Source organism: Weissella paramesenteroides ATCC 33313, assembly GCF_000160575.1.
Lineage (GTDB): Bacteria > Bacillota > Bacilli > Lactobacillales > Lactobacillaceae > Weissella > Weissella paramesenteroides.
This window is the reverse complement of sequence record NZ_GG697132.1, coordinates 15,483-38,912: the sequence shown is the minus strand read 5'-3', so window position 1 is coordinate 38,912 and position 23,430 is coordinate 15,483. Positions and strand designations below refer to the sequence as shown.

General features: G+C 39.5%; 17 protein-coding genes and 1 tRNA gene. 17 read left to right on the top strand and 1 reads right to left on the bottom strand.

Annotation, left to right across the window (positions count from 1 at the left end):
- Positions 1 to 192: 192 nt before the first annotated feature.
- From HMPREF0877_RS07120 to HMPREF0877_RS07105, 4 genes are all read left to right on the top strand, one after another.
- Entirely contained in the window at positions 193 to 1,743 is a 1,551-nt protein-coding gene (locus tag HMPREF0877_RS07120; protein WP_002828634.1) for an ABC transporter ATP-binding protein, read from the top strand.
- A 4-nt stretch (positions 1,744 to 1,747) separates the two neighbouring features.
- Positions 1,748 to 2,866, top strand: a complete 1,119-nt coding sequence (locus HMPREF0877_RS07115; RefSeq protein WP_002828633.1) for an ABC transporter permease — start codon at positions 1,748 to 1,750, stop codon at positions 2,864 to 2,866.
- Between the two features lie 2 nt (positions 2,867 to 2,868).
- Entirely contained in the window at positions 2,869 to 3,825 is a 957-nt protein-coding gene (locus tag HMPREF0877_RS07110) for an ABC transporter permease (RefSeq protein WP_002828632.1), read from the top strand.
- A gap of 119 nt (positions 3,826 to 3,944) precedes the next feature.
- Positions 3,945 to 4,754 (top strand): Cof-type HAD-IIB family hydrolase, encoded by an 810-nt coding sequence (locus HMPREF0877_RS07105; RefSeq protein ID WP_040760958.1) that lies wholly within the window; start codon positions 3,945 to 3,947, stop codon positions 4,752 to 4,754.
- Positions 4,755 to 4,815: 61 nt separating this feature from the next.
- Here the strand turns inward: HMPREF0877_RS07105 and HMPREF0877_RS07100 are convergent, their stop codons facing one another.
- Positions 4,816 to 6,183 carry a UDP-N-acetylmuramoyl-tripeptide--D-alanyl-D-alanine ligase gene (locus HMPREF0877_RS07100; RefSeq protein ID WP_002828630.1) on the bottom strand — a complete coding sequence of 456 codons (1,368 nt, stop codon included), beginning with the start codon at positions 6,181 to 6,183 and terminating at the stop codon, positions 4,816 to 4,818.
- A 179-nt stretch (positions 6,184 to 6,362) separates the two neighbouring features.
- On the opposite strand from HMPREF0877_RS07100, the gene mreB reads away from it, so the two are divergent.
- From mreB to HMPREF0877_RS07035, 13 genes are all read left to right on the top strand, one after another.
- Positions 6,363 to 7,343, top strand: a complete 981-nt coding sequence (gene mreB / locus HMPREF0877_RS07095; protein ID WP_002828629.1) for a rod shape-determining protein — start codon at positions 6,363 to 6,365, stop codon at positions 7,341 to 7,343.
- Between the two features lie 11 nt (positions 7,344 to 7,354).
- Positions 7,355 to 7,564 (top strand): DUF2969 family protein, encoded by a 210-nt coding sequence (locus tag HMPREF0877_RS07090; protein ID WP_002828628.1) that lies wholly within the window; start codon positions 7,355 to 7,357, stop codon positions 7,562 to 7,564.
- Positions 7,565 to 7,598: 34 nt separating this feature from the next.
- Positions 7,599 to 8,783: an FtsW/RodA/SpoVE family cell cycle protein gene (locus tag HMPREF0877_RS07085; protein ID WP_002828627.1), complete on the top strand. Its 1,185-nt coding sequence runs from the start codon at positions 7,599 to 7,601 to the stop codon at positions 8,781 to 8,783.
- 129 nt (positions 8,784 to 8,912) lie between these two features.
- Complete coding sequence (locus tag HMPREF0877_RS07080) at positions 8,913 to 9,704, top strand: pyrroline-5-carboxylate reductase family protein (protein WP_002828626.1); 792 nt, start codon at positions 8,913 to 8,915, stop codon at positions 9,702 to 9,704.
- A 75-nt stretch (positions 9,705 to 9,779) separates the two neighbouring features.
- Positions 9,780 to 9,851: transfer RNA gene (locus HMPREF0877_RS07075), tRNA-Glu, on the top strand.
- A 239-nt stretch (positions 9,852 to 10,090) separates the two neighbouring features.
- Positions 10,091 to 12,622 (top strand): M1 family metallopeptidase, encoded by a 2,532-nt coding sequence (locus HMPREF0877_RS07070; protein ID WP_002828625.1) that lies wholly within the window; start codon positions 10,091 to 10,093, stop codon positions 12,620 to 12,622.
- 23 nt (positions 12,623 to 12,645) lie between these two features.
- Positions 12,646 to 13,452 (top strand): HAD-IIB family hydrolase, encoded by an 807-nt coding sequence (locus HMPREF0877_RS07065; RefSeq protein WP_002828624.1) that lies wholly within the window; start codon positions 12,646 to 12,648, stop codon positions 13,450 to 13,452.
- 200 nt (positions 13,453 to 13,652) lie between these two features.
- The gene (locus HMPREF0877_RS07060; protein ID WP_002828623.1) at positions 13,653 to 15,641 is read left to right on the top strand and encodes an ABC transporter ATP-binding protein/permease; all 1,989 of its coding nucleotides are present in this window, start codon (positions 13,653 to 13,655) and stop codon (positions 15,639 to 15,641) included.
- Between the two features lie 189 nt (positions 15,642 to 15,830).
- A complete protein-coding gene (gene nagA / locus HMPREF0877_RS07055; protein WP_002828622.1) occupies positions 15,831 to 17,006 on the top strand; it encodes an N-acetylglucosamine-6-phosphate deacetylase in 1,176 nt (391 codons plus the stop codon).
- 5 nt (positions 17,007 to 17,011) lie between these two features.
- Entirely contained in the window at positions 17,012 to 17,716 is a 705-nt protein-coding gene (locus tag HMPREF0877_RS07050) for a GntR family transcriptional regulator (protein WP_002828621.1), read from the top strand.
- Positions 17,717 to 17,971: 255 nt separating this feature from the next.
- Positions 17,972 to 18,583 (top strand): 30S ribosomal protein S4, encoded by a 612-nt coding sequence (gene rpsD, locus HMPREF0877_RS07045; protein WP_002828620.1) that lies wholly within the window; start codon positions 17,972 to 17,974, stop codon positions 18,581 to 18,583.
- Positions 18,584 to 18,858: 275 nt separating this feature from the next.
- Positions 18,859 to 20,589 carry a septation ring formation regulator EzrA gene (locus tag HMPREF0877_RS07040; RefSeq protein WP_002828618.1) on the top strand — a complete coding sequence of 577 codons (1,731 nt, stop codon included), beginning with the start codon at positions 18,859 to 18,861 and terminating at the stop codon, positions 20,587 to 20,589.
- 191 nt (positions 20,590 to 20,780) lie between these two features.
- Complete coding sequence (locus tag HMPREF0877_RS07035) at positions 20,781 to 23,351, top strand: cation-translocating P-type ATPase (RefSeq protein ID WP_002828617.1); 2,571 nt, start codon at positions 20,781 to 20,783, stop codon at positions 23,349 to 23,351.
- Positions 23,352 to 23,430 lie beyond the last annotated feature (79 nt).

The following is a 23,430-nucleotide window of genomic DNA, read 5'->3' as shown; positions in this document are numbered from 1 at the left end:
GAAGCGGGACAGTTAATGTTCGGCTTTTTCTGTTATCGTTGTGTATTTTAATGTTACTTTATGACAAAATTGTTAAAAGACGAAGTATATTTAGATGAACACTAGAAATATTTAAAAATAATCTGTAAAATAACCTTTATATGTTGAGTTTTATAGAGAAGCAAGTGAAAGATTTTTTCAGGGAGAGAGAATATGGCAGATGAGCCAATTGTGTTAGAAATGCACAATATAGTTAAGCAATTTGGCGAGTTTCGTGCAAATGACGAAATTAATCTGCAAGTAAGACGTGGTCAAATTCATGCGTTACTTGGAGAAAATGGTGCAGGAAAGTCAACTTTAATGAATCAATTATCTGGTTTATTACAACCGACATCTGGTGATATTTTAATTAATGGTAAAAAGATTACGGTAGACAGTCCAGCCAAGGCGGCGGAACTAGGAATTGGTATGGTGCATCAGCATTTTATGTTGATGGATGCTTTTACGGTCACTGAAAATATTATCCTAGGTTCTGAACCAGTTAATGGTATGAAATTAAATATTAAAAAGGCTAGCCAAGACATTAAGAAATTATCTGAACAATACAGGCTAGATGTTAATCCAGATGCATTAGCAGGTGATATTTCTGTTGGTATGCAACAACGTGTTGAAATTTTGAAGACATTGTATCGTGGTGCGGATATTTTAATCTTTGATGAGCCAACTGCTGTCCTAACACCTCAAGAAATTGATGAATTAATGGATATTATGCGACATCTTGCTAATGAAGGTAAGTCAATCATTCTAATTACGCACAAGTTGGACGAAATTAAGGCAGTAGCTGATCAAGTGACAGTTATTCGCCGTGGAAAATCAATTGACTCTTTCCCAGTGGCAGGTGTGTCATCACAGGAATTAGCAGATATCATGGTTGGACGGTCTGTTTCTTTATATGCAACGGAGAAAACCCCTGCACAACCTAAAGAGACGGTCATTTCATTAGAACATTTAACCGTTAAGGATAGCCGTGGGTTAACTGCGGTAAAGGATTTAAGCCTTGATATTCATGCAGGTGAAGTTGTTGGTATTGCTGGTATTGATGGTAATGGTCAATCCGAATTGATTTCAGCAATTACCGGATTGCTGCCTGTTGCATCAGGTAAGGTCACATTAAATGGAAAGAATCTAACAAATAAAAAACCTCGTCAAATTACCGAAGCAGGGGTTTCTCATATTCCAGAGGATCGACAACGCTTCGGATTAGAGTTAGAAATGACGTTGGCGGAGAATATTGCATTACAAACTTACTATAAGCGGCCGCTTTCAAAGTATGGTGTCTTGGATTATGATGCCATTAATAAACATGCACGTGAATTGATTGCGAAGTTTGATGTGCGTACAGTGAATGAGTTGGTAACGGCGGGTTCATTATCAGGTGGTAATCAACAAAAAGCAATTATTGCACGTGAGTTAGATCGTCATGCTGATTTTATTATTGCTGCTCAACCAACACGTGGTCTAGATGTTGGGGCAATTGAATATATTCATCAGCAGTTAATTTATCAACGTGATGCGAACAAAGCAGTGATGTTAGTTAGCTTTGAATTGGATGAAATTTTGAATGTTGCTGATCGTATTGCAGTTATCTCACATGGTGAAATAACTGGTATTGTGAATGCAAACGAAACAACGAAGAATGAGCTTGGTTTGTTGATGGCCGGAATGTCATTAGACGATGCTCGAGCACAATTAGCAGGAGAATGATCTCGTGAATAAAATTAATTCATATAGTACTGGTCTCGTCGCTGGCTTGGCTGTGTTCTTTGGTTTGATGGTCGGTGCGATCATCATGCTGATATCAGGATTTAACCCCGTTACGGGCTATATCAGTTTACTTCAGTCAGCACTGGGATCTTCTTTAAACATTGGTGAAGTATTGCGGGCAATGACCCCCTTGATTTTGACAGCTGCTGGATTTTTGGTAGCCCAAGCTGCTGGCTTCTTTAACATTGGACTTTCAGGACAAGTTTGGGTTGGTTGGATTGCATCGACTTGGTTTGTATTGGCCAACCAAGGGATGAATCCTTGGATTTTAATTCCAGTTGCGGTAATTATTGGTGCTCTTGGTGGTGCTGTTATGGGGTATATCCCAGGATGGTTACGGGCACAATTTGGTGCTTCTGAAGTTATTACGACAATTATGTTAAACTACATCGCTTTATATGGTGGTAACGCGATTGTCCAAGGATTGCCTAATAAACTGATGGCTACGACAGATATGACCAAGACATTGGGTAATTCGGATTCACTCCGTTGGGATTTCTTATCGAACTTAACGGGTGGCTCACGATTAAACATCGGCTTCATTATTGCAGTCGTTGCACTATTGGCTATCTGGTTTATCATGAAACGCACAACGCTGGGATTTGAAATTCGGGCTGTCGGACTAAATCCCAATGCTGCTCGCTATGCGGGTATGTCAGCTAAGCGCAATGCGATTACAGCAATGACAATCTCTGGTACGTTAGCCGGTTTAGCTGGTGCAACAGAAGGGTTGGGAACCTATCTAAATATCTTCTCACAATCTGCAGCACCACAAGTTGGTTATGATGGAATGGCGGTTGCACTACTAGCGTCAGGTTCATTCCTAGGGATTATCTTTGCCGCATTCTTGTTCTCAGTGCTATCAGTTGGTGGGTTAGGTATGCCACTAGCAACAGGGGTGCCTACTGAATTGGTTTCAGTTGTAACAGCTTCAATTATCTTCTTTATCGGTGCAAATTATTTGATTCGTTTGATTTTAGTTAAGTTAGATGAAGATGATTCAAAGGATAAAGATAAGAAGAAAAAGAAAGCAATAAAAGCTAATCAAAAGGAGGCAAAGTAATCATGAGTGTGGAAACAATTTTACAATTAGTGATTTCAAGTACACTAGTTTACTCAGCACCTTTGATTTTTACTGCTTTAGGCGGTACTTTTTCAGAACGTGCAGGTGTCGTTAACGTTGGTTTGGAAGGAACCATGATTATGGGAGCCTTTGCAGGTGTTGTCTTTAACTTAACTTTCGCAGATCAATTTGGTAGTGCAACACCTTGGTTAGGTTTAATTGCTGGTGGTGTTATTGGACTAGTTTTCTCACTGATACACGCAGTGGCAACGGTTACCTTACGTGCAGATCATATTGTTTCAGGTACTGTTATGAATTTGATGGCACCAGCTCTGGGTGTGTATATCATTAAGTTAATGTATGGTAAGGGACAAACTTCAATGATTTCACAAAACTTTGGTTACTGGAATGTACCTGGTTTAAGCAAGATTCCATTTATTGGCCCTGTTTTGTTTACAAAAACATCATCAACTGCTTGGGTAGCTATTTTGATTGCATTTATTGCCTCATGGGTATTATTCAACACTCGTTTTGGGTTGCGTCTGCGTTCTGTCGGTGAAAATCCACAGGCAGCTGATACATTAGGGTTGAAAGTATATACATTACGTTATTCAGGTGTGCTGATTTCAGGTGTGCTTGGTGGTATTGGTGGTGCATTATTTGCACAATCAATTGCTGGAAACTTTTCTGCATCAACCATTGTTGGTCAAGGTTATATGTCGATGGCAGCAATGATTTTTGGTCGTTGGAATCCAATTGGTGCGATGGGAGCAGCGTTATTCTTTGGTTTCTCACAATCGATGGCGATCGTCGGTGCACAATTACCAGTTATTGACCAAATTCCAGCGGTTTACTTACAAATTGCGCCTTATGTGTTAACAATTTTGGTCTTAGTGATTTTCTTTGCTAAGTCAAAGGCGCCCGCAGCAGATGGTGTTAATTACATCAAGTCTGTTTAAAAATTATTAATAATTAAAAGACAAGAAGGTTGGCACAAAAATGTGCCAACCTTTTTGTACAAAAAATGTTTTTCTGATTACTGGTATAATAAATGTATCAATATTTAAAAGGATGGCTAATGATGATTACGACAATTGCGCTTGATCTTGATAATACATTATTAAATTCGGCTAAAGAAATTTCAGAGGAAAATGAACGTGTTTTAAAACAACTGCACAAAATGGGTAAGCGCATTGTTTTATGTACAGGGCGTCCAATTCAAGGCATTCAGAAATTATTAACACAGTTAGAATTATTTGAGCCAACAGATTACGCCATTACATTTAATGGTGGTTTAATTCAACACAATCAAACACAACGCATTTTAGCACAAACAACAATCAGTAAACATGAAGTCGCTGCTTTATATCAGGATGCGCAGAAGAGACATTATCCCATTGATGTCATTGGGGCAGATCAGGTCTATTCATTGATTACATTAGGAAAATCGGCATATGAATCAACGATGGGAGCAGTTTTACCATTCACGGATGTTTCATTTGATGACCTACCAGTAGATCAAACGTTTGGTAAAGCAGTGTGTGCAGCACCGGCAGAAGTTGTCCAGCGTGTTCGCAAAGAGATGCCGGCTGAGTTGAACGATTTATTGCATATTGTTCCTTCACGCGCTGAATTGTTAGAATTTTTGCCAAATAATGTCAATAAGGCACGCGGATTAACGCAATTGATGGCCCATTTTGGTGAAACATTGGATAATGCGATGACGTTTGGGGATGAAGAAAATGACTTTGAGATGATTGCGCAAGCTGGGATTGGTGTTGCAATGGGAAATGCCATTCCGCAAATTAAGCAAGTAGCAAAGGCAGAGACATTAACGAATAATGAAGATGGTGTTGCTGCGTACTTAAAGCAATATTTTAATTTGTAATAACAGAAAAATCAGTTAGAAATTTTATACATAATTTCTAACTGATTTTTATATGAAATAATTATTTTTTTAATTGATTGACAATGTTTTCAAGATGCACACCATGTGAACCTTTCAGCATAATGGTATCATCAGATGTTAGGTCAGCGAGTAGATCCTTCAATAGACTTTCTGGATCATCAATCGCATAGCGCTTTACCGTACCGGCTGGATAAATGGGTAGTAAGGCTTCTTCAAGTGACTTGATTTCCTCACCAACTAAATAAACATGAGCAATTTTATCTGGGTTCAAGTTTTCCATAAGGCTAGCATGCAATGCTGGTGATGCATCACCTAACTGTAGCATGTCACCTAAGACGGCAATGCGCTTTCCTTGAGTTGGTGTGTCTGCAAAGAAATGGAGCACTTCTTTTGCAGCAGTTGGGTTAGAATTATAAACATCAGAAAGAATTTTACCGCCAAATTGACCATCTAACCACTCAGTACGATTTTCTGTAATGGGTGCCTCGGCTAGGGCCTGGGCAATTTTTTTATCCGAAATGTGTAACAGGTGTCCAACGGTAATCGCAGAAAGGGCATTTGTTACATTGTAACGACCAGTCATTGGAATAGTGAAGCGTTGTGCGCTTTGATTGGTTTTAAAACTGGCTTGTACGGGGGTCATGTCAATTTCACTGGCAAATAGATCATTTGTACTATTTAATCCAAATGAATCGTGTAGTAAATGAGCATGTTGCCCAACTCGTTCAAGCAATAATGGTTCATCTCCATTAAAGACTAGGTGACCATGCTCCTTCAAACCATTGATAATTTCCATTTTTCCATCAGCAATCCGTTCGCGGGTCTTGAAAAATTCAATATGGGCTTCACCAATCATTGTCAATAAAGCGATGTCTGGTTTTACTAGCTTTGATAAGAACGTTAAGTCACCTGGATGGTCCATGCCAATCTCAATCACCAAGAGTTCAGTATCAGTAGGCATAGAAAGAATAGTCTGTGGGACACCAATTTCATTATTGAAATTTTCAGGAGTTTTGACAGTTTTGTAGCTTGTTTGTCCGATCGCAGCGATGAAATCTTTGGTCGTGGTTTTACCATTTGAACCAGAGACTGCCACAACTAAAGGATCAACTTGGGATAGGTAGTGGCTAGCCAATTGTTGATAGGCTGCAAGCGTGTCGGGCACAATAATGACCGGCAGATGACTAGGTACATTTTGATGATCAGCTTGCCATAAAGCAACAGTTGCACCATTACTTTCAGCCGCATCAACGTAATGATGACCATCATTATCAGCTACCAAAGGTATAAAGAGACCACCAGGTTTTACTTGGCGAGAATCAAATGCGGTGCTCGTGACAGCGACATCTGCTTCATTTTGAATTGGCGCGTTTAAAATCGTCGCCATTTCTCGTAGAGTTAGCTTCATTATCCTAATTTCCTTTGCGAATGTTTTTCTTTTATTTTACCTTGTTCGTTAAGGTCCGGCAAACAAAGATAACGGATACGGATTTTTCAAGATTTTTTCGTGTGTATGGTTTATACTATTAAAGATAGTAATTAGAAATTTGAACGAGCTTGCTCGATAAAAAATAAGAGGTGAATTTCATGGCCAAAGAAATCGGCGTTGATTTAGGAACGGCAAATGTGCTGATTTATGTTGATGGGGAAGGTATTATTTTAAATGAACCATCTGTAGTGGCGATTGATACAAAAACAGAAAAGATTTTAGCCGTTGGAACGGAAGCTTATCAAATGGTTGGGCGTACCCCGGGGAATATTAGGGCTGTTCGTCCATTAAAAGATGGTGTTATTTCTGATTTTGATATGACAGAGGCAATGTTGTCACGATTTATGTCAAAATTAAATGTTAAAGGTGTTATGTCACGACCAAATATTATGGTTTGTGCACCAACAAACATCACAAGTATTGAACGTAAAGCGATTATCGGTGCAGCCGAAAAATCTGGCGGCGGTAAGGTTTATTTAGAATACGAACCAAAAGTAGCTGCGGTTGGTGCTGGATTAGATATTTTTTCACCCATTGCATCAATGGTAATCGACATGGGTGGTGGTACAACTGATATTGCTGTACTTTCATTAGGTGACATCGTGACTTCAGAGTCCATTCGAATTGCTGGTGATAAAATGAATGTGGATATCTCAAACATGGTCAAAAATGATCATGGTCTGATGATTGGTGAACGTACTTCTGAACAAATAAAGATTCAGATTGGTACAGCAACACCACTTGATGAACCAGAAGAAATGGAAGTTCGCGGTCGTGATAGTTTTACTGGGATGCCACGAACAGTGACGTTAAATGCTAATGAAGTTGAAGAGGCGATGCATGACACATTAACGCAGATTGTGACAGCAGCACATGCGGTATTGGCACGAATCCAACCAGAATTAGCTTCGGATATCATTGATCGAGGGATTGTGCTAACAGGTGGTGGTGCATTATTACGTGGTGTTGATAAGTTGATTGCGCAACACCTGGGTGTACCTGTTATGATTTCAGAAAAACCATTAGATAACGTTGCTAAGGGAGCAGGTATGTTGCTTGCCCACATGCATGCAAATTAAGGAAGGTAAATATGGCACGAAAAAATAAACCAGTTGCTGTTGAAATTAATGAGTTAGATGATAGCATTTCAGAAGTTATGATTAACAAGGTGACATTAGGAACAGTTGACGAGAAAAATTCACCACTTGTTGTGACATTTGCTGATGGACATCAAACAACAGCAGATAATTTTGATGATGCAGTTGCAAGTTTACTTGCAGAATTTAATTTGCATCACTAATTAGTTAAATAAACCAATAAATAAAGGGGGAAACATGCTCAAACGTTTTTTCTCAAAAGATGGTGGTGAAATAGATTGGTCAATCATTTTCGTTGTCATGATGTTAGCGCTGATTGGTTTAGCGTCGTTGTATGTCGCTGGAACCCATGATGCTAGTGTTAATGTGACACGAATGGTATTACTTCAATTAGCCTATTATGTTGTTGGTATCATTGGTGTCATGATTATCATGCAGTTTGATTCCGAACAGTTATGGCGAATCGCACCATATGCTTTTGCGGTTGGTATGGTACTCATGATTGCCGTGCTATTCTTCTATTCGAAATCTTATTATGCTAGTACCGGTGGAAAATGGTTTGCCATTGGTCCAATTACTTTCCAACCGGCTGAGATTATGAAGCCAGCTTTCATTATTATGTTAGCTAGGATAATTACCGATCACAATATCTCAAACCCTAACCACACCATGAAATCGGATTGGCGATTACTATGGAAGATTGTGTTGTGGACATTACCAGTATTAGTTGTAAATGGTAGTGATTTTGGTACGAATTTAGTCTTTATTGCAGTGGTGTTTGGTATGACTTTGGTCTCAGGACTATCATGGTTATACCTTGCACCTATTATTGCGGTTGTTGGTTCACTAGGTTCTGTTGCTATTTTGTTCGTTACCCAGACTTGGGGACGTCATTTGCTTGAACAGGTAGGTTTTAAAGCCTATCAATTTACACGTATAGATGCCTGGTTGAATCCACAAAATGATACATCAAATGGTGCTTATCAGCTATGGCAGTCAATGAAAGCCATTGGCTCCGGAGGAATTACGGGAACAGGATTTAATGTTTCTCACGTTAATGTTCCTGTTCGTGAGTCCGACATGATTTTTTCAGTAATTGGTGAAAATTTTGGATTTGTTGGTGGTGTTCTACTACTGATTCTATATTTTTTGCTCATTTATCAAATCATTCAGGTTGTCTTTGATTCATCAAATCAATTCTACGCATATATCGCAACAGGTGTTGTTATGATGCTACTGTTCCATATTTTTGAAAATATTGGTATGAATATCGGGTTAGTACCACTAACTGGAATTCCACTACCATTTATTTCTCAAGGTGGTTCAGCCCTAATCGGAAACATGATTGGAGTTGGATTGATCATGTCGATGCGATACCATAATAAATCGTTCTCGCTATCTGAACGTGAAGGATTTTCATAAAATAAAAGAGTTGGACAAACGGTTGTCTATTTTTCACAGTATAGTGAACAAAATTTCGGCCATTTGTCGAACTCTTTTTTATCGCTGCTATGTTATGATAAACATAATTATTGAAAAAAGGGGTGTCACATGCTAACTATCGGATTTATTGGTGCAGGTAATATGGCACAAGCCATGATCAAGGGTTGGTCAGGTAATCAGGAAATTCAACAGGTTGTTTATTCACCACATGCTGGTCACAAGGTTGCAGAGTCACTACATATTGAAGCAAAAGATTCTGCCTTGGAAGTATGGCTAACATCTGATTTGGTCGTATTAGCCACACCACCAGCACAGTTAGAAGCGGTTGCGCGCGAATTACAACCTGGTATTTTAATCAAACCAAGTGTCATTGTTGCTTCAGTTTTAGGTGGGATTTCATTGAACCAATTGCACAAGGCATTGGGTAAGACAGTGGTGGTTACGCGTGCATTACCTAACGTTAATGTTGCGGTTAACTATGGTTATACAGCATTGGCCTTTGATGCTGATGTTGATGCGGACATTAAAGGGGCAGTAGCAGCGTTGTTTTTGGAGTTGGGTCGTACTGACGAATTAACTGAAGAACAATTTGGTATTGCTAGTGCTATTGCAGGTTCTGGACCAGCATTTGTGGCTGCATTTACGGAGGCCTTAAAAGAGGTTGGGGTTACCAAAGGATTAACTGATGAGGTGGCGGCTAAACTAGCAGAACAAACAGTTGCTGGAACTGCCCGGCATATGGCTCAGGCAAAGAAAGCACCATTAGATTTGGCTAACGAAGTGATGACGCCTGGTGGATCAACTGCTGCTGGTTTTGATGTACTAACAAAGGGTGGTTTAAACCAATTATTGTTAGATACAATCACAGCGACGATGGTCAAGAATGCTGAATTTGAATAAATTGTAAAAAAAGCTTGCAAACGTTTGGCCAAGCTGGTATTATTATTTATGTTGTTGAGGCAACAAAGTAATATTGGCTCATTGGTCAAGCGGTTAAGACTCCGGTTTTTCACACCGGCATCCAGGGTTCGACTCCCTGATGAGCTATTGATTAAAAAGACTGACAGATTTCTGTCAGTCTTTTTTTATACTTTAAACTAAAGATATAATAATTATAAACGGGTAAGTTTGATAGTATAAACGCGTTCCAAAATTCTGCTTTTTTGTTATATACACAAACAATCAGCAATCACACTGTTCATAACACTATGATAAAATGAAAACAGATAGAATATTTATCAATCAGTTTGATACTGAGCGATGCATAAAAAGGGGATTATGGATTTATGGTAGAAGGACAGCGTTTAGTCGACATTTTTCGACCAACTCATTATGATATCTTTTTAGATATTAATCGAGAAACAAAAGTTATTGCAGGTAAAACAACAATTAAAGGATCTGCAACACAAACGGCAATTATTTTGAATCAAAAATACTTGTCGATTAATAATGTTACCGTTGATGGTCAAACGGTTATTGCCACAACAAATGATGAGGATGAAACCCTCACATTTACTGCTCCTGAACCAGGCGAATTGACGATTGTAGTTGATTATACAGCCCCACTGACAGATACGATGATGGGCATCTACCCTTCGTACTATCAAATTGATGGTCAAAAAAAGCAACTGATTGGTACGCAATTTGAGACTACCGCAGCACGTCAAGCTTTTCCAAGTATTGATGAGCCAGCTGCTAAGGCAACTTTTTCATTGGCTATTAAATATGATGAACATGAAAATGAAACAATTATTGCTAATATGCCTGAAGAAAAGGTGGACGATGGGGTTCACTATTTTGCACAAACGGTTAAAATGTCAACGTATCTAGTTGCTTTTGCATTTGGTGAGATGCAAAGCAAGTTGACCAAGACAAATAGTGGTGTTCAGATTGGGGTCTTTGCAACAAAAGCTCATCAGCCATCAGAATTAGATTTTGCCTTGGACATTGCAAAACGTTCAATTGAATTTTATGAAGACTATTACCAAACACCATATCCATTACCACATTCATGGCAATTAGCACTGCCTGATTTTTCAGCAGGTGCAATGGAAAATTGGGGATTAGTTACTTACCGTGAAGCTTACTTAGCGATTGATGAAGCAAATGCATCAGTTGAAATGAAGCAACGTGTTGCGACAGTGATAGCACATGAGCTAGCACATCAGTGGTTTGGCGACTTAGTGACGATGCAATGGTGGGACGATCTATGGTTAAATGAGAGTTTTGCAAATATGATGGAATATGTGGCGATTGATGCGTTACAACCAGACTGGCATATTTGGGAAACTTTCCAAACATCAGAGGCAGCATCTGCCTTGCAACGTGATGCCACTGATGGTGTGCAATCTGTCCATGTACAAGTTGAGAAGCCAGCAGAAATTGATGCTATTTTTGATGGCGCAATCGTTTATGCCAAGGGATCGCGCATGTTAGTGATGGTCCGTTCGTTAATCGGTGACGATGCATTGCGTCGTGGTTTGAAAGATTACTTTGAGGCTCATAAATTTGCAAATGCTAAAGGTTCTGATTTGTGGGCAGCACTTGGTAAAGCGGCAGGAATTGACTTAACTGCAATGATGAGTACTTGGTTAGAACAGCCAGGATATCCGGTTGTGAACGTCAAAGTGGTTAATGATAAACTAACATTATCTCAGGAGCAATTCTTCATTGGTGATGGGGTTGATCAGAAGCGTCAGTGGCAAATTCCGTTGCACAGTAATTACACGGATATACCCGAACTAATGGTTACGCAGCAATTAGAGCTTGGTGACTATGAAGAATTACGTCAAGTTGCGGGGACACCTTTCCGATTAAATTTGGATAATACGGCCCACTTCATTGTCAATTATGAGCCAGCATTATTACAGGATATTTTAAATCATGTTGATAGCTTAAGTGCCATTACCCAATTGCAATTGCTACAAGATTTACGTTTATTAGCTGAAGGACGTCAAATCTCATATGCAGTGGTTGTGCCAATCTTACGAAACTTTGCAGCTAGTCAGTCAGGTGTTGTCAACACGGCACTCTATCAAGTAATTGGTAATTTGAAAAAGTTTATGACACCAGATACTTCTGAAGAAAAAGCATTTAAGCAACTAGTAAATGAACTATCAGCATCACAATTTGTACGCTTAGATTGGCATAAAAAGCCAGCTGAAACAATTGATGATCAAGTCAGTCGGCCAGTTATTGCTGATGCAGCATTGTTTGGTGAAAATCAAAAAGCGGTTGCTTCAGCACATGCACTCGTGCAAGAAAATCAACTGAACCTTGTTAAGTTGCCTGCCGACATTCGCGCCATTGTCCTTGCTAATGAAGTAAAGCACTTCGGCAATCAAGAATTGTTTGATCAATTGTTGGCCGACTATCGTACAACTTCAGATGGTGGTTATCAACGTGATATCATGTCAGCACTCACAAAGACGTCAGATAAAGCTTTGTTGACACAAATTGTTAGTCATTTTGAAGACAGTGAGACAATTAAACCACAAGATTTACGTGGCTGGTATCAAGGCGTACTCGCAAATGAAGACGGGCAACAACTTGCTTGGGATTGGATACGCAATGATTGGGATTGGCTTGAAAAGACAGTTGGTGGTGATATGGAGTTTACAACCTACATTACGGTAACAGCCCGGATTTTCAAAACAGCCGACCGTTTATCAGAGTTCAAAGCATTCTTTGAGCCAAAGTTGGAGACACCAGGTTTAACTCGTGAAATTACAATGGATGTTAATGTCATTGCAAGTCGTGTGACACTGATTGCAGAAGAGAAGCCAGCTGTTCAACAAGCAATTAACGCATCGCTATAAAATAGTGCAAAAGGAGAACTAGAATGACACGCTTATTTGTGACAGATTTAGACCAAACATTTTTAAATTCAGAACGCCAATTTAACGTGGCACGTTTTACAACTATTTTGGATCAACTTGATGAGAGAGGCGATCAATTTGCCATAGCTACTGGTCGTGACGAAAACTGGGTTCGCAATAAGTTTGGCAAATTAGTTGATCGGATGCATTTGGTCACAGGCAATGGTGCGACATGGCGGGTTAAAGGATCTGAGCAATTACATGTTCGAAATATTAACGCATCGGCTTTGAAAAAGTTGGAGGATATCTTAACTAGTGATGCCTTTGAGACAATCGGTGTCATTGCTTTTTCAGCTGATAACATGTATAACTTGGCTGGATTGCAAGAGTTACCTGAAAATATGCAAGATTACATGGCGCAAGTTTATCCAAATATGGAGACAGTGGCCCATTTAACTGATATTCCAGAGTTGTTAACTAGTGTGACCGGAATTTTTCCACCAATTCATTCAGAGGAAGCCATTGCGTTGATTGATGATAATCAATTACCACTACATGCGACCACTTCTGGTTATGGGACTGTTGATATTTTAGCTGAGGGTGTTAATAAGGCAACTAGTTTAACTATGTTGATCGATCAAATCGACCTAGCTCCTGAAGACTTAACAGTCTTTGGGGATGGTATGAATGATTTGGAGATGATGCAGCTTGCGGGCAACGTATATATCATGCCAAATTCTGATGACCGCTTGTTCGGCCGTGGCTACAATGTTGTGACAAATGATAGTGATCACGATGGTGTACTAGAAACACTTGAAAAAATTATGTAACGGTTTATCTAGGTATTGTGTGACAAAAAGGTTAATCTGTTAGATAAATTTTAATTTCTTAAAATAAAGTTGGAACAAAAGCAGGTGTTCCAACTTTTTTGCTAATGAAGATCTAACATGACTTTCTTGACGTTCATTTGATAGACAGGTTACACTAAGAACCATAAATCGCAGTGTAAATAAAGGCTGGAGGAGAATCGATGGCATACTTAGAGTTACGAGATATACATAAATCGTATTATCTTGGCAAAGAAGAGTTTCCTGTTTTAAAGGGAATCAATCTAGATTTTGAATTGGGAGAATTTGTTTCAATTCTTGGTGAATCTGGTGGTGGTAAGTCAACCTTGATGAACATTATTGGTGGATTGGATCGTGAATTTGAAGGATCTGTCACTATTGACGGTCAATTATTGGATCACAAGCAAGAAAAGCAACTTGATGAATATCGCCGGGGAACGATTGGATATATTTATCAATCATATAACTTGATCAGCCACTTAACGGTTTTGGAAAATGTCATGGTGTCATTAGAAATGACTTCATTGTCACAAGCTGAAAAAGTTAAGCATGCGACTTCCTTATTGGAACGAGTGGGGTTGGCTGAGCAAATCAAAAAGCACCCTAACCAGCTGTCTGGTGGTCAAAAGCAACGTGTCGCAATTGCTCGTGCTCTAGCATCTGATCCACAAATCATTATTGCTGACGAACCAACAGGTGCGTTGGATTCAGAAAATACGGCTGATGTATTACGTATTTTGGATGAGATTGCCGCTGAGGGTCGCTTAGTCATTGCTGTGACACATTCTCAAGAGGTTGCTGATCATGGTACTCGCATTGTTCATTTAGCAGATGGCCAGATTGATGACGATCGGCGCCTACGCGAGGCGTACGCTGTGCCTGAACATGATAATCGTATGACTGATCGACCATTGCCAGCTAGCGCATCTTATCGTAATGCCTATAAACATCTGACCTTTAGTTTTTGGCGTAACTCACTTATTATGTTAGGAACAGCGATTGGGCTATTTGCGGTTATGCTGTTTTCTGGATTGGGAAATGGGGTTAAGGCCTATATTAACGATCAGGTTAATTCGTTAGCTAATCCGACGGCAATTACGGTCACACGTTATCAGGATGAAGAAGATGGCAATTCTGGTATTGGTCAAACGACTGCTGGCAGTGGGGCTGTTGATATTAGTAAGCAAATGATTTCTGATGACCAAATGAAACAAATTAAACATGTTAAAGGTGCGAAAAAAGTTCAACCTGGTTATCAATTAGCTGGTGCTAAAGCTAAACTACAAAATCAAGATTATAATTTAGGAACAGTACAGACTTGGTCAGCGACATATCAAAAGAAGTTGGTCAAAGCAGGTAAGGTACCGGGCAAGAATGAAATCTTAGTAGATAAGAAAACTGTGGCTAAGAAATTCAACACTAAGAATTGGCAGTCAGTCGTTGGTAAAACAATGCAAGTTACTTGGATGACAGTGAAGGCTGATGGCCGTACACCAGTAACCATTACGAAAGATTTGAAAATATCTGGGGTCATTGATGCCGGTAAGGCAGGAACGGCAAATGTTGTGAATTATCAGACAGTTCGCTCAGCCTACAAAGAGGCCGGAGCAGCAACTAATGCACTATTTGCTACTGTTCGAGTTGCGACACCAGATGATGTTAAGCCATTCCAAAAGCGTATTGCTAAGCTAAAGGGTGATGATAACAAGCGCCTTTATTCTGCAGTTACCGTTGGATCAATATTGGATACCATCAATACAATCGTGACGTTAGCAACTAATGTACTGGCAGCGATTGCGGCAATTTCATTGGTCGTTTCAGCTTTGATGATCATTGTTACCATGTTTATGTCAGTTTCAGAACGTACGAAAGAAATTGGTATTTTGCGTGCGTTAGGTGAGAGTAAGAAAGACATTCGTCGTTTATTCACTTCAGAATCATTGCTAATTGGGTTAGCAAGTTTCGTTTTGTCGGTTATCTTCGCTTATGGTATCGGTGCAATCTTGAATGCAGCGTTATATAAGATTGCAAAGTTCGATATGATTCAAATTTCATTTGGTAATGTTGTGACAACATTGGTATTAGCGCTCATTATTTCGTTCTTGGCAGCATTATTGCCAGCACGTCGCGCAGCTAAGCTAAATCCAATTGATGCTTTGGCAGCAGATTAGTAAAAATTAAAACGTATTAATGCGATAAACATAACTTTCTTTTTTAGGCAGAAAGTTATGTTTTTTATTTGGGGGAGCAGATCTGACTAGAAAAATCGGTCTAGACCGTGTAAACTTGAAGACAATTAGAAGTAAATTTCAGACGGTTGATATCCGCTTGCGTCATTGAGGGAATAAGAGGAATATATCATGAGTAAAGTTTTAACGCATGCAACAATTTATACTGGAGAAGCTGAACGACCAGTGATAAAGGATGCTTACATTCGATTTGACAATCAAATTGAAGCCATGGGACCAATGTCAGAGTTAGTGTCAACTTCAGCAGATGAGTTGATTCGTGCTGATCGTCAAGTCATTGTGCCAGGATTCATTGATGTTCATACACATGGTGCCTATGGCTTTGATACAATGGACGGAGAGGCAACGGACATTATTAAAATGGTCCATGGCCAAATTTCTGAAGGAATTACATCTGTATTTCCGACAACTATGACGCAATCAGTTGAAAATATTTCAAAGGCGATGGTAGCTGTTAATGAAGCGGCTGAAAAAGAGCCAGCAATTATGGGTGTTCATCTGGAAGGGCCATTCATTAATCCCCATTTCAAGGGTGCGCAACCAGAGCAATACATTATTGCGCCTAGTAAGGAACTCGTCCAGAAGTGGCATGAACTTTCTGGAAATCGTGTGCGCTTGATTACTTATGCGCCAGAACAAGCTGAAGATGTTGTGGCATTTGAGGATTATCTGGCTGATAATAATATTATTGGTTCAATCGGTCATTCAAATGCGACACGTGAATTCTTGCAGAATCATTCAAAGGCAAGTCATATTACTCATTTGTATAATGCACAACGACCAATGGCACATCGTGAGCCTGGTGTAACAGGTCATGCGATGCTGGAAGACCATATTCGTACAGAATTGATCGTCGATGGCTTCCATGTCTATCCAGATATGGTAAATTTGGCATATAAATTAAAGTCAGCCCAGCGCATTGACTTGATTACAGATTCCATGCGTGCCAAAGGTCTTGGTGATGGTGAATCTGAATTAGGTGGCCAAAAAGTTTGGGTGAAGGACAAGCAAGCTCGCTTAGAAGATGGTACTTTAGCAGGATCTGTCTTAGAATTTGATGATGCTTTCCGAAATATAATGGCATTTACAGGCGCTAGCATTCACGAGGCAATTCAAATGGCTTCGGTCAATCAAGCAATTGAATTTGGCTTAAAAACAAAAGGTACTTTAACTGTTGGAAAAGATGCCGATTTAAATGTCTTTAATGCTGATTTAACTGAATTACAAGCAACTTATAGCATGGGCCGTCGTTTTTCAAAGCAAGACGGTGTTGAAACAAAGGAGTAAAAAATATGGGTTCTCCGGTATATATTCAAATTCATGATGAAATTCGTGAAGCAATAGACGCAGGTCGGTGGGTACCTGGAGATAGAATCCCAGCAGAACGTGAATTGGCTGAGCAGTTTGGTGTTTCTCGCATGACGTTACGTCAAGCTATTATGTTATTAGTAGATGAAGGCGTTCTAGAACGACGTGTGGGCTCAGGAACATTTGTATCTGAGCAAAAGGTCCAGGAACATTTGAATGGTATTACATCGTTCACGGACTTGATGGCAGATGCAGGAAAAAAAGCCACGTCTAAGACGATTAGTTTTCATGCTGGTCGGGCAACTAATTCAGAACAGGAACAATTACAATTAGCACCAGACGCACGTGTGCTCAGAATGGAGCGTGTTCGTTACGGTGATGGTGAGCCAATTGCTTTTGAAGTTGCGGCAATTCCTGAGTCACTCATTGAAGGACTATCAAGAAGTGCGTTGACTGATTCATTGTATCGAACGCTTGCTGAAGAACGTGGATTGAAAATCGGTCGTGCACAACAAACCGTGACGGCAGCAGCAGTTAAGGAAAGAGTTTCAGAATACCTAGCTATCAAACGTGGTGATCCTGTTTTAGTTTTACGGCAAATTACCTATGATGCAAAAGGGGTGCCTTTTGAATATGTGCAGACCCAATATGTTGGTTCAAGATTTGAATTTTACATGGAAAAATCATGATGCTGGTAGCGCTTGATTAACCGTAATTATTATTTAATGCTTGTTTATTAGCTAATATTTTGATAGAATACTTGAAGTGTTGAAAACTGCAGCGGGTTGTCCGCAAGCTCGTCAACAATTTACCGACCCGTTTCAAATATGGCGGAGAACACACCAGTACCCGCGCTGCAGCGGTGAAAGTTTGGGTGAATTGCACGAATGTGAGGCAACTCTCTAGAATTCAACAAAATAAAAAATTCTGGAGGACATTTAAATATGTCACGTTATACTGGTCCTAAGTACCGTTTGTCACGTCGTCTTGGTGTTTCATTATCAGGTACTGGTAAGGAACTTGCTCGCCGTAATTATGCACCTGGTGATCACGGTGCCGGCCGTCGCTCAAAGCCATCAGATTATGGTATCCAATTAGCTGAAAAGCAAAAGGTACGTTTTACTTATGGTATGACTGAGCGTCAATTCCACAACTTGTTCTTGAAGGCAGGTAAGATTCGTAAGGGTACTCACGGTGACAATTTCATGTCATTGCTAGAGCGTCGTTTGGATAACATTGTTTACCGTCTAGGTTTGGCTTCAACGCGTCAACAAGCACGTCAACTTGTTAACCACGGTCACATCTTAGTTGATGGTAAGCGTGTGGATATTCCTTCATACGAAGTTTCTGTTGGACAAGAAATCTCAGTTCGTGAGAAGTCACAAAAGAATGTTTACATCCAAGCTGCTGTGGAAGCACAAGCTGGAACACTACCATTCGTTGAATTTGATAAAGATACATTAAAGGGAACTTTGGTTCGCGAACCAGAGCGTGCTGAATTGGATCACGAGTACAATGAAGCCCTTATCGTTGAGTACTACAACCGTATTGGATAATTTTTATCATAATATTGGATTGTGGCGACACAATGAAAAAAGCCAAGGCAATTGCCTTGGCTTTTTTGCTACTTTCAGATAACCAAAAAACAGACTTATGGTATTTATTTTCATGAAAAAATGAGAGAATAAGTTAAAAAATGTTAAAGAACGCCAAATAAAGTCTAAACAAATGTTAAAAATTAACATGTAATAGAGTTCACGTGGTACGCTAATCTTATTAGAATTCCCGATAGTTAGGAGTATGGTGATTATTGTTCACCAGATAAAAGAGTATGACACAGATTGGACATGTTGTAATTGGCTTGATTATTGTTGTAGCAGCCATTTATTTGATTATCTTTGTCTCTCAACGGTTGACTGCGCGAAAAGTTAATAAATTAATTCAAAAGAAAGCCCAGTTGGCTGAGATTCCAATGCGCGATCGGTTAGTTAAAGGTCGCCAGTTGAGCTTAACGGGACAATCTTTGAAGCAATTTCAATTGTTGGAAGCAAAATACAATCATTTGGAAACAAGTGAATTTAATAATATTGATTTGAAAGCAAATACCGTGTTATTTGATTCTCAAGGATTAAACTTTCTAAAGACTGCCCAAGGCATGAAAAGTTTACAACAACAAATTCGTGATGCAGAAGCAATTATTGATGTGGTAAACCAAGGGCTAAGCGACTTAGAACAATTAGATGCTGCCCATAAGCAGGCAGTGAAGGATTTGGAAAGCAAATATCAAGAACTAAGAAAAGTGTTGTTGTCACAAAATTTTGCATTTGGGCCAGCAATTGATAAGTTAGAAGAAATACTTGGTTCCCTTGAAGATGATTTTGCGGAATTTGCACGTTTAACTGAGACTGGTGATCACGCAACTGCTGCAGGTATTTACGAAACATTGGGGATGGAGACTAATCAATTAGAACAACGAATTGAACAGATACCCGATATTTTCAACAAATTGCATGATACAATTCCTGGTCAGTTATCAGAATTGCAAGATGCATATGATAAAATGTCTGCTGAAGGATTTAAATTTGAAACGAATATTGATAAGGAACTTGCCAACATTCGCAAAGAGTTAGAAGAAGCTTTAGAGTTATTGAAGGAATTAACTTTAAAAAAGGTTTCAGAAGAAATTACTCGGATGGAAGGTCAAACGGAAATTTTATATGAAACGTTTGATAAAGAGGCTAAGGCTGCACAAACTGTTTGGGAAAACAATGAAAATTTGACAGGGTTCTTAGCGCATAATAAACGTCAAAATCATGAATTATATGCACGTCTAGACCGTTTGAATCAAGATTTTGTTTTTTCTAAAGATGAGGTTGGCCAAATACGTAGTTGGGAAATTCAATTATCAAATAATACGGTTAACTTTGAAGAATTAAAGCATAAAATTGCGCGTCATGATGCTGTATTCTCTAACTTGATCGGTGAACAAGTTGATATTCGAAAAGATCTGGAGCGTATTGAACGTGAACAAGTTGCACGTTGGCAAATGTATCAAGAATTGCCAGGACAATTAGAACAGTCAAAGAAACGTGTGACCTTATTGTCAGATAAATTACGCTTGATACAACGAGCGTTTGAACGTCAAGGACTACCCGGTTTGCCAGAAACATACTTATCGATCTTTTACTCAGTAAGTGATGAGTTGGAACGTGTTAAGCAGCAAATTGATATGTCACGAGTAAACGTTGATGATGTGTTACGTCAATTGAGTATTGTGACTGCCGATTTGGATACGTTGCAGGAACGAACAGATAGTTTGATTGAGGCAGCAACGGTAACGGAACGCCTCGTTCGTAAAGCTTTGCTGTATCGCGATAATCCGGCCGTAGCTCAGGCAACACAACAGGCACGGTACTATTATGAGACGGGTTATGACTACGAGCAAGCTATGCGGACGCTCGGTGTGATGCTCGATCAGATGGAGCCTGGGTTAACAGAACGAATTGTTAATCAATATCGCCAAGAGCAAGCGACACTACAAGCGGAATTTGCTGAACAATAGCATCATAAATGCAACGATAAGTTGGGACAGAAGAAAATGTTCCAACTTTTTTTCTGTCATAAACACTTATCTCTCCAATTTTTACAGCACGAAAAGTTACGATTTTGCATAAAAATTTACAAATAAGCAAAAGTTTGTTAAAATTTAGACAAGGGATACAAATTTTTTCGCATTGCAAAAAGGAGAGTCATATGAAAGAAGAACTAAGAAGAGATCATGCACCAACAACTGTTCCAGCAGGATTAACAGATGCTCAAGTGCAGCAAGCAAGAGATAAGTATGGGAAAAACGAGTTTGATGAAGCGCCAAAGGAATCACTAGGTAAGAAAATTAAACGTAGTTTGAGCGATGTTGCCACAATTATTTTGATTATTGCCGCAATTATTTCGCTGATAACATCAATCATGCAAAATAATGGTCATTATTTTGAGAGTGTCTTAATTATTGCAATTGTGATTATTAATTCAGTGCTATCAATTTATCAAGAAGGTCGTGCAGAAGCAGCGTTAAACTCTTTAAAGGGATTGGAGCATGCTGAAGCAATGGTTAAACGTCATAACCAAGTAACTACAGTGCCTATTACCGATATTGTCGTGGGTGATATATTGGTGCTTGAGAATGGTAAACAAATTGCTGCTGATGCAAAATTGATTGAAACAAATGAATTAAGGGTCGAAGAGTCAGCATTAACTGGTGAAAGTGATGCCATTGAAAAAGATGAGTCAGAAATTTCCTCAGAAGATGACCCGTTAGGAGACCGTTTAGATCGGGTGTATCGTGGTACAGCTGTCGTAAACGGTCGTGGAACAGGGATTGTTACCGCCGTAGGTATGCAGACAGAAATGGGGAAGATTGCAGGCTTATTAGGTAATGAGGAACGTGAACAAACACCACTACAAATTAGATTAGCGCAACTGGGTAAGCGGTTGAGCGTCATTGCAATCTTATCAGCCTTAGTCGTTATCGGGCTAGGTATTGCGGCGGGTGAACCATTACTGACGTTGTTTATGACTGCAGTATCATTGGCTGTTGCAGTTGTACCAGAGACTTTGATGATTATCGTGACGATTACTTTGGCTTTAGGTGTGCAAAAGATGGCCAAAAGACATGCCATTGTACGTCGCCTACCAGCTGTTGAGACGCTAGGATCAGCCACAGTAATCGCCTCTGATAAGACTGGAACATTAACCCAAAATAAGATGACGGTTCGTAAAGTTTGGGATGCACAAAATGATCAGGTATCTAGCGATGATGAATTGAAACATCAGCTACCAGATGTTTTAAAGTTTGGTGCATTATCAACGAATGTCACGCAAAATAACGATGAAGTCACTGGTTTACCAACAGAAGTTGCCATGGTTAATGCTTTAGGTGAGTATTCTGAATATGAAGCATTGCAAAGTAACTTTCCCAAAGTCTTTGAAATCCCTTTTAATTCAACTAGAAAACGAATGACCACAGTTCATCGCATTGATGACGGCTATTTAGCGGTTACAAAAGGTGCTTTTGATGTCTTGTTACCTAAGTTTCCAACAGAGAGTCATGCAAAAGCAGAAAAAATGAATGAACAATTTGGTACAAATGCCTTACGGGTTATTGCGGTTGGTGTCGTTAAATTGTCTGATATCTCTGCTGAACCAACAGAAGATGAATTAGAAAAGGATATGACATTACTAGGGCTGGTGGGAATTATTGATCCACCAAGACCAGAGTCAGCAGCTGCAGTTGCCGAGGCTCGAGCTGCAGGTATTAAACCAGTTATGATTACAGGAGATCATGTTGTAACCGCTAGTGCGATTGCTCGTGAAATTGGTATTTTAGGTGATGGCGATTTAGCACTCTCGGGTGCAGAATTACATAAAATGTCTGATGAAGAACTTGATAAGCATATTACTCAGTATGCTGTTTATGCTCGTGTCACACCAGAAGACAAGATTCGAATCGTCAAGTCATGGCAGAAACGAGGTGATGTTGTTGCCATGACTGGTGATGGTGTGAATGACGCACCAGCCTTACGTCGAGCCGATGTGGGGATAGCGATGGGTGAGACTGGAACTGACGTTGCTCGTGAAGCAGCAGCAATCGTGCTTACTGATGATAACTTCGCGACAATTGTACATGCGGTTGAAACAGGCCGTGGTATTTACGGTAATGTTCGTAAAACAGTTAACTTTTTGATGAGTGCCAACATGTCGGAAATTGTTATTATTATTGCTGCCATGTTATTTGGATGGGGATCACCGCTGATTGCCACACAACTGTTATTTATTAACTTAGTCGCTGACGGCTTGCCTGGCTTTGCGCTTAGTCGTGAACCGGTTCATGATAATGTGATGAACCGTAAACCTATTAGTCCCAAAGAAAGTATTTTTGCGAATGGGTTAGCTGGGAAAATCGTCATCAATGTGATGCTGTTCTCAGTCGTGAGCTTGCTGGCTCAAGGATATGGTATACACACTGGTAATCCAGCAGCAGGTAATACGATGGCATTTATTGTTTTGTCATTAACTTCAATTTTGCATGTTTTTAATATTCGTAGTGACCATTCAATGTTTAAAATTAAATTTAGTATGAATCCAATGCTGGTACTAATGGCTATTTTAGCTACTGTATTATCAGTCCTTCTGGTTATTTTGCCAGTTACACAAACGCTATTTAGTTTTGTGCCATTAAACGGTTGGGAATGGCTAATTACCATTGGATTAGCGTTAGTTCCGAATATTTATTGGGAAATCCATAAAGCAATTAAATCTAATAAATAGATGATTGAGTGCAAGACGTTCGTGTCTTGTGCTTTTTTTATTCGGTATAAAGCAAAAAAACGGCTTTTTAATTGTTAGT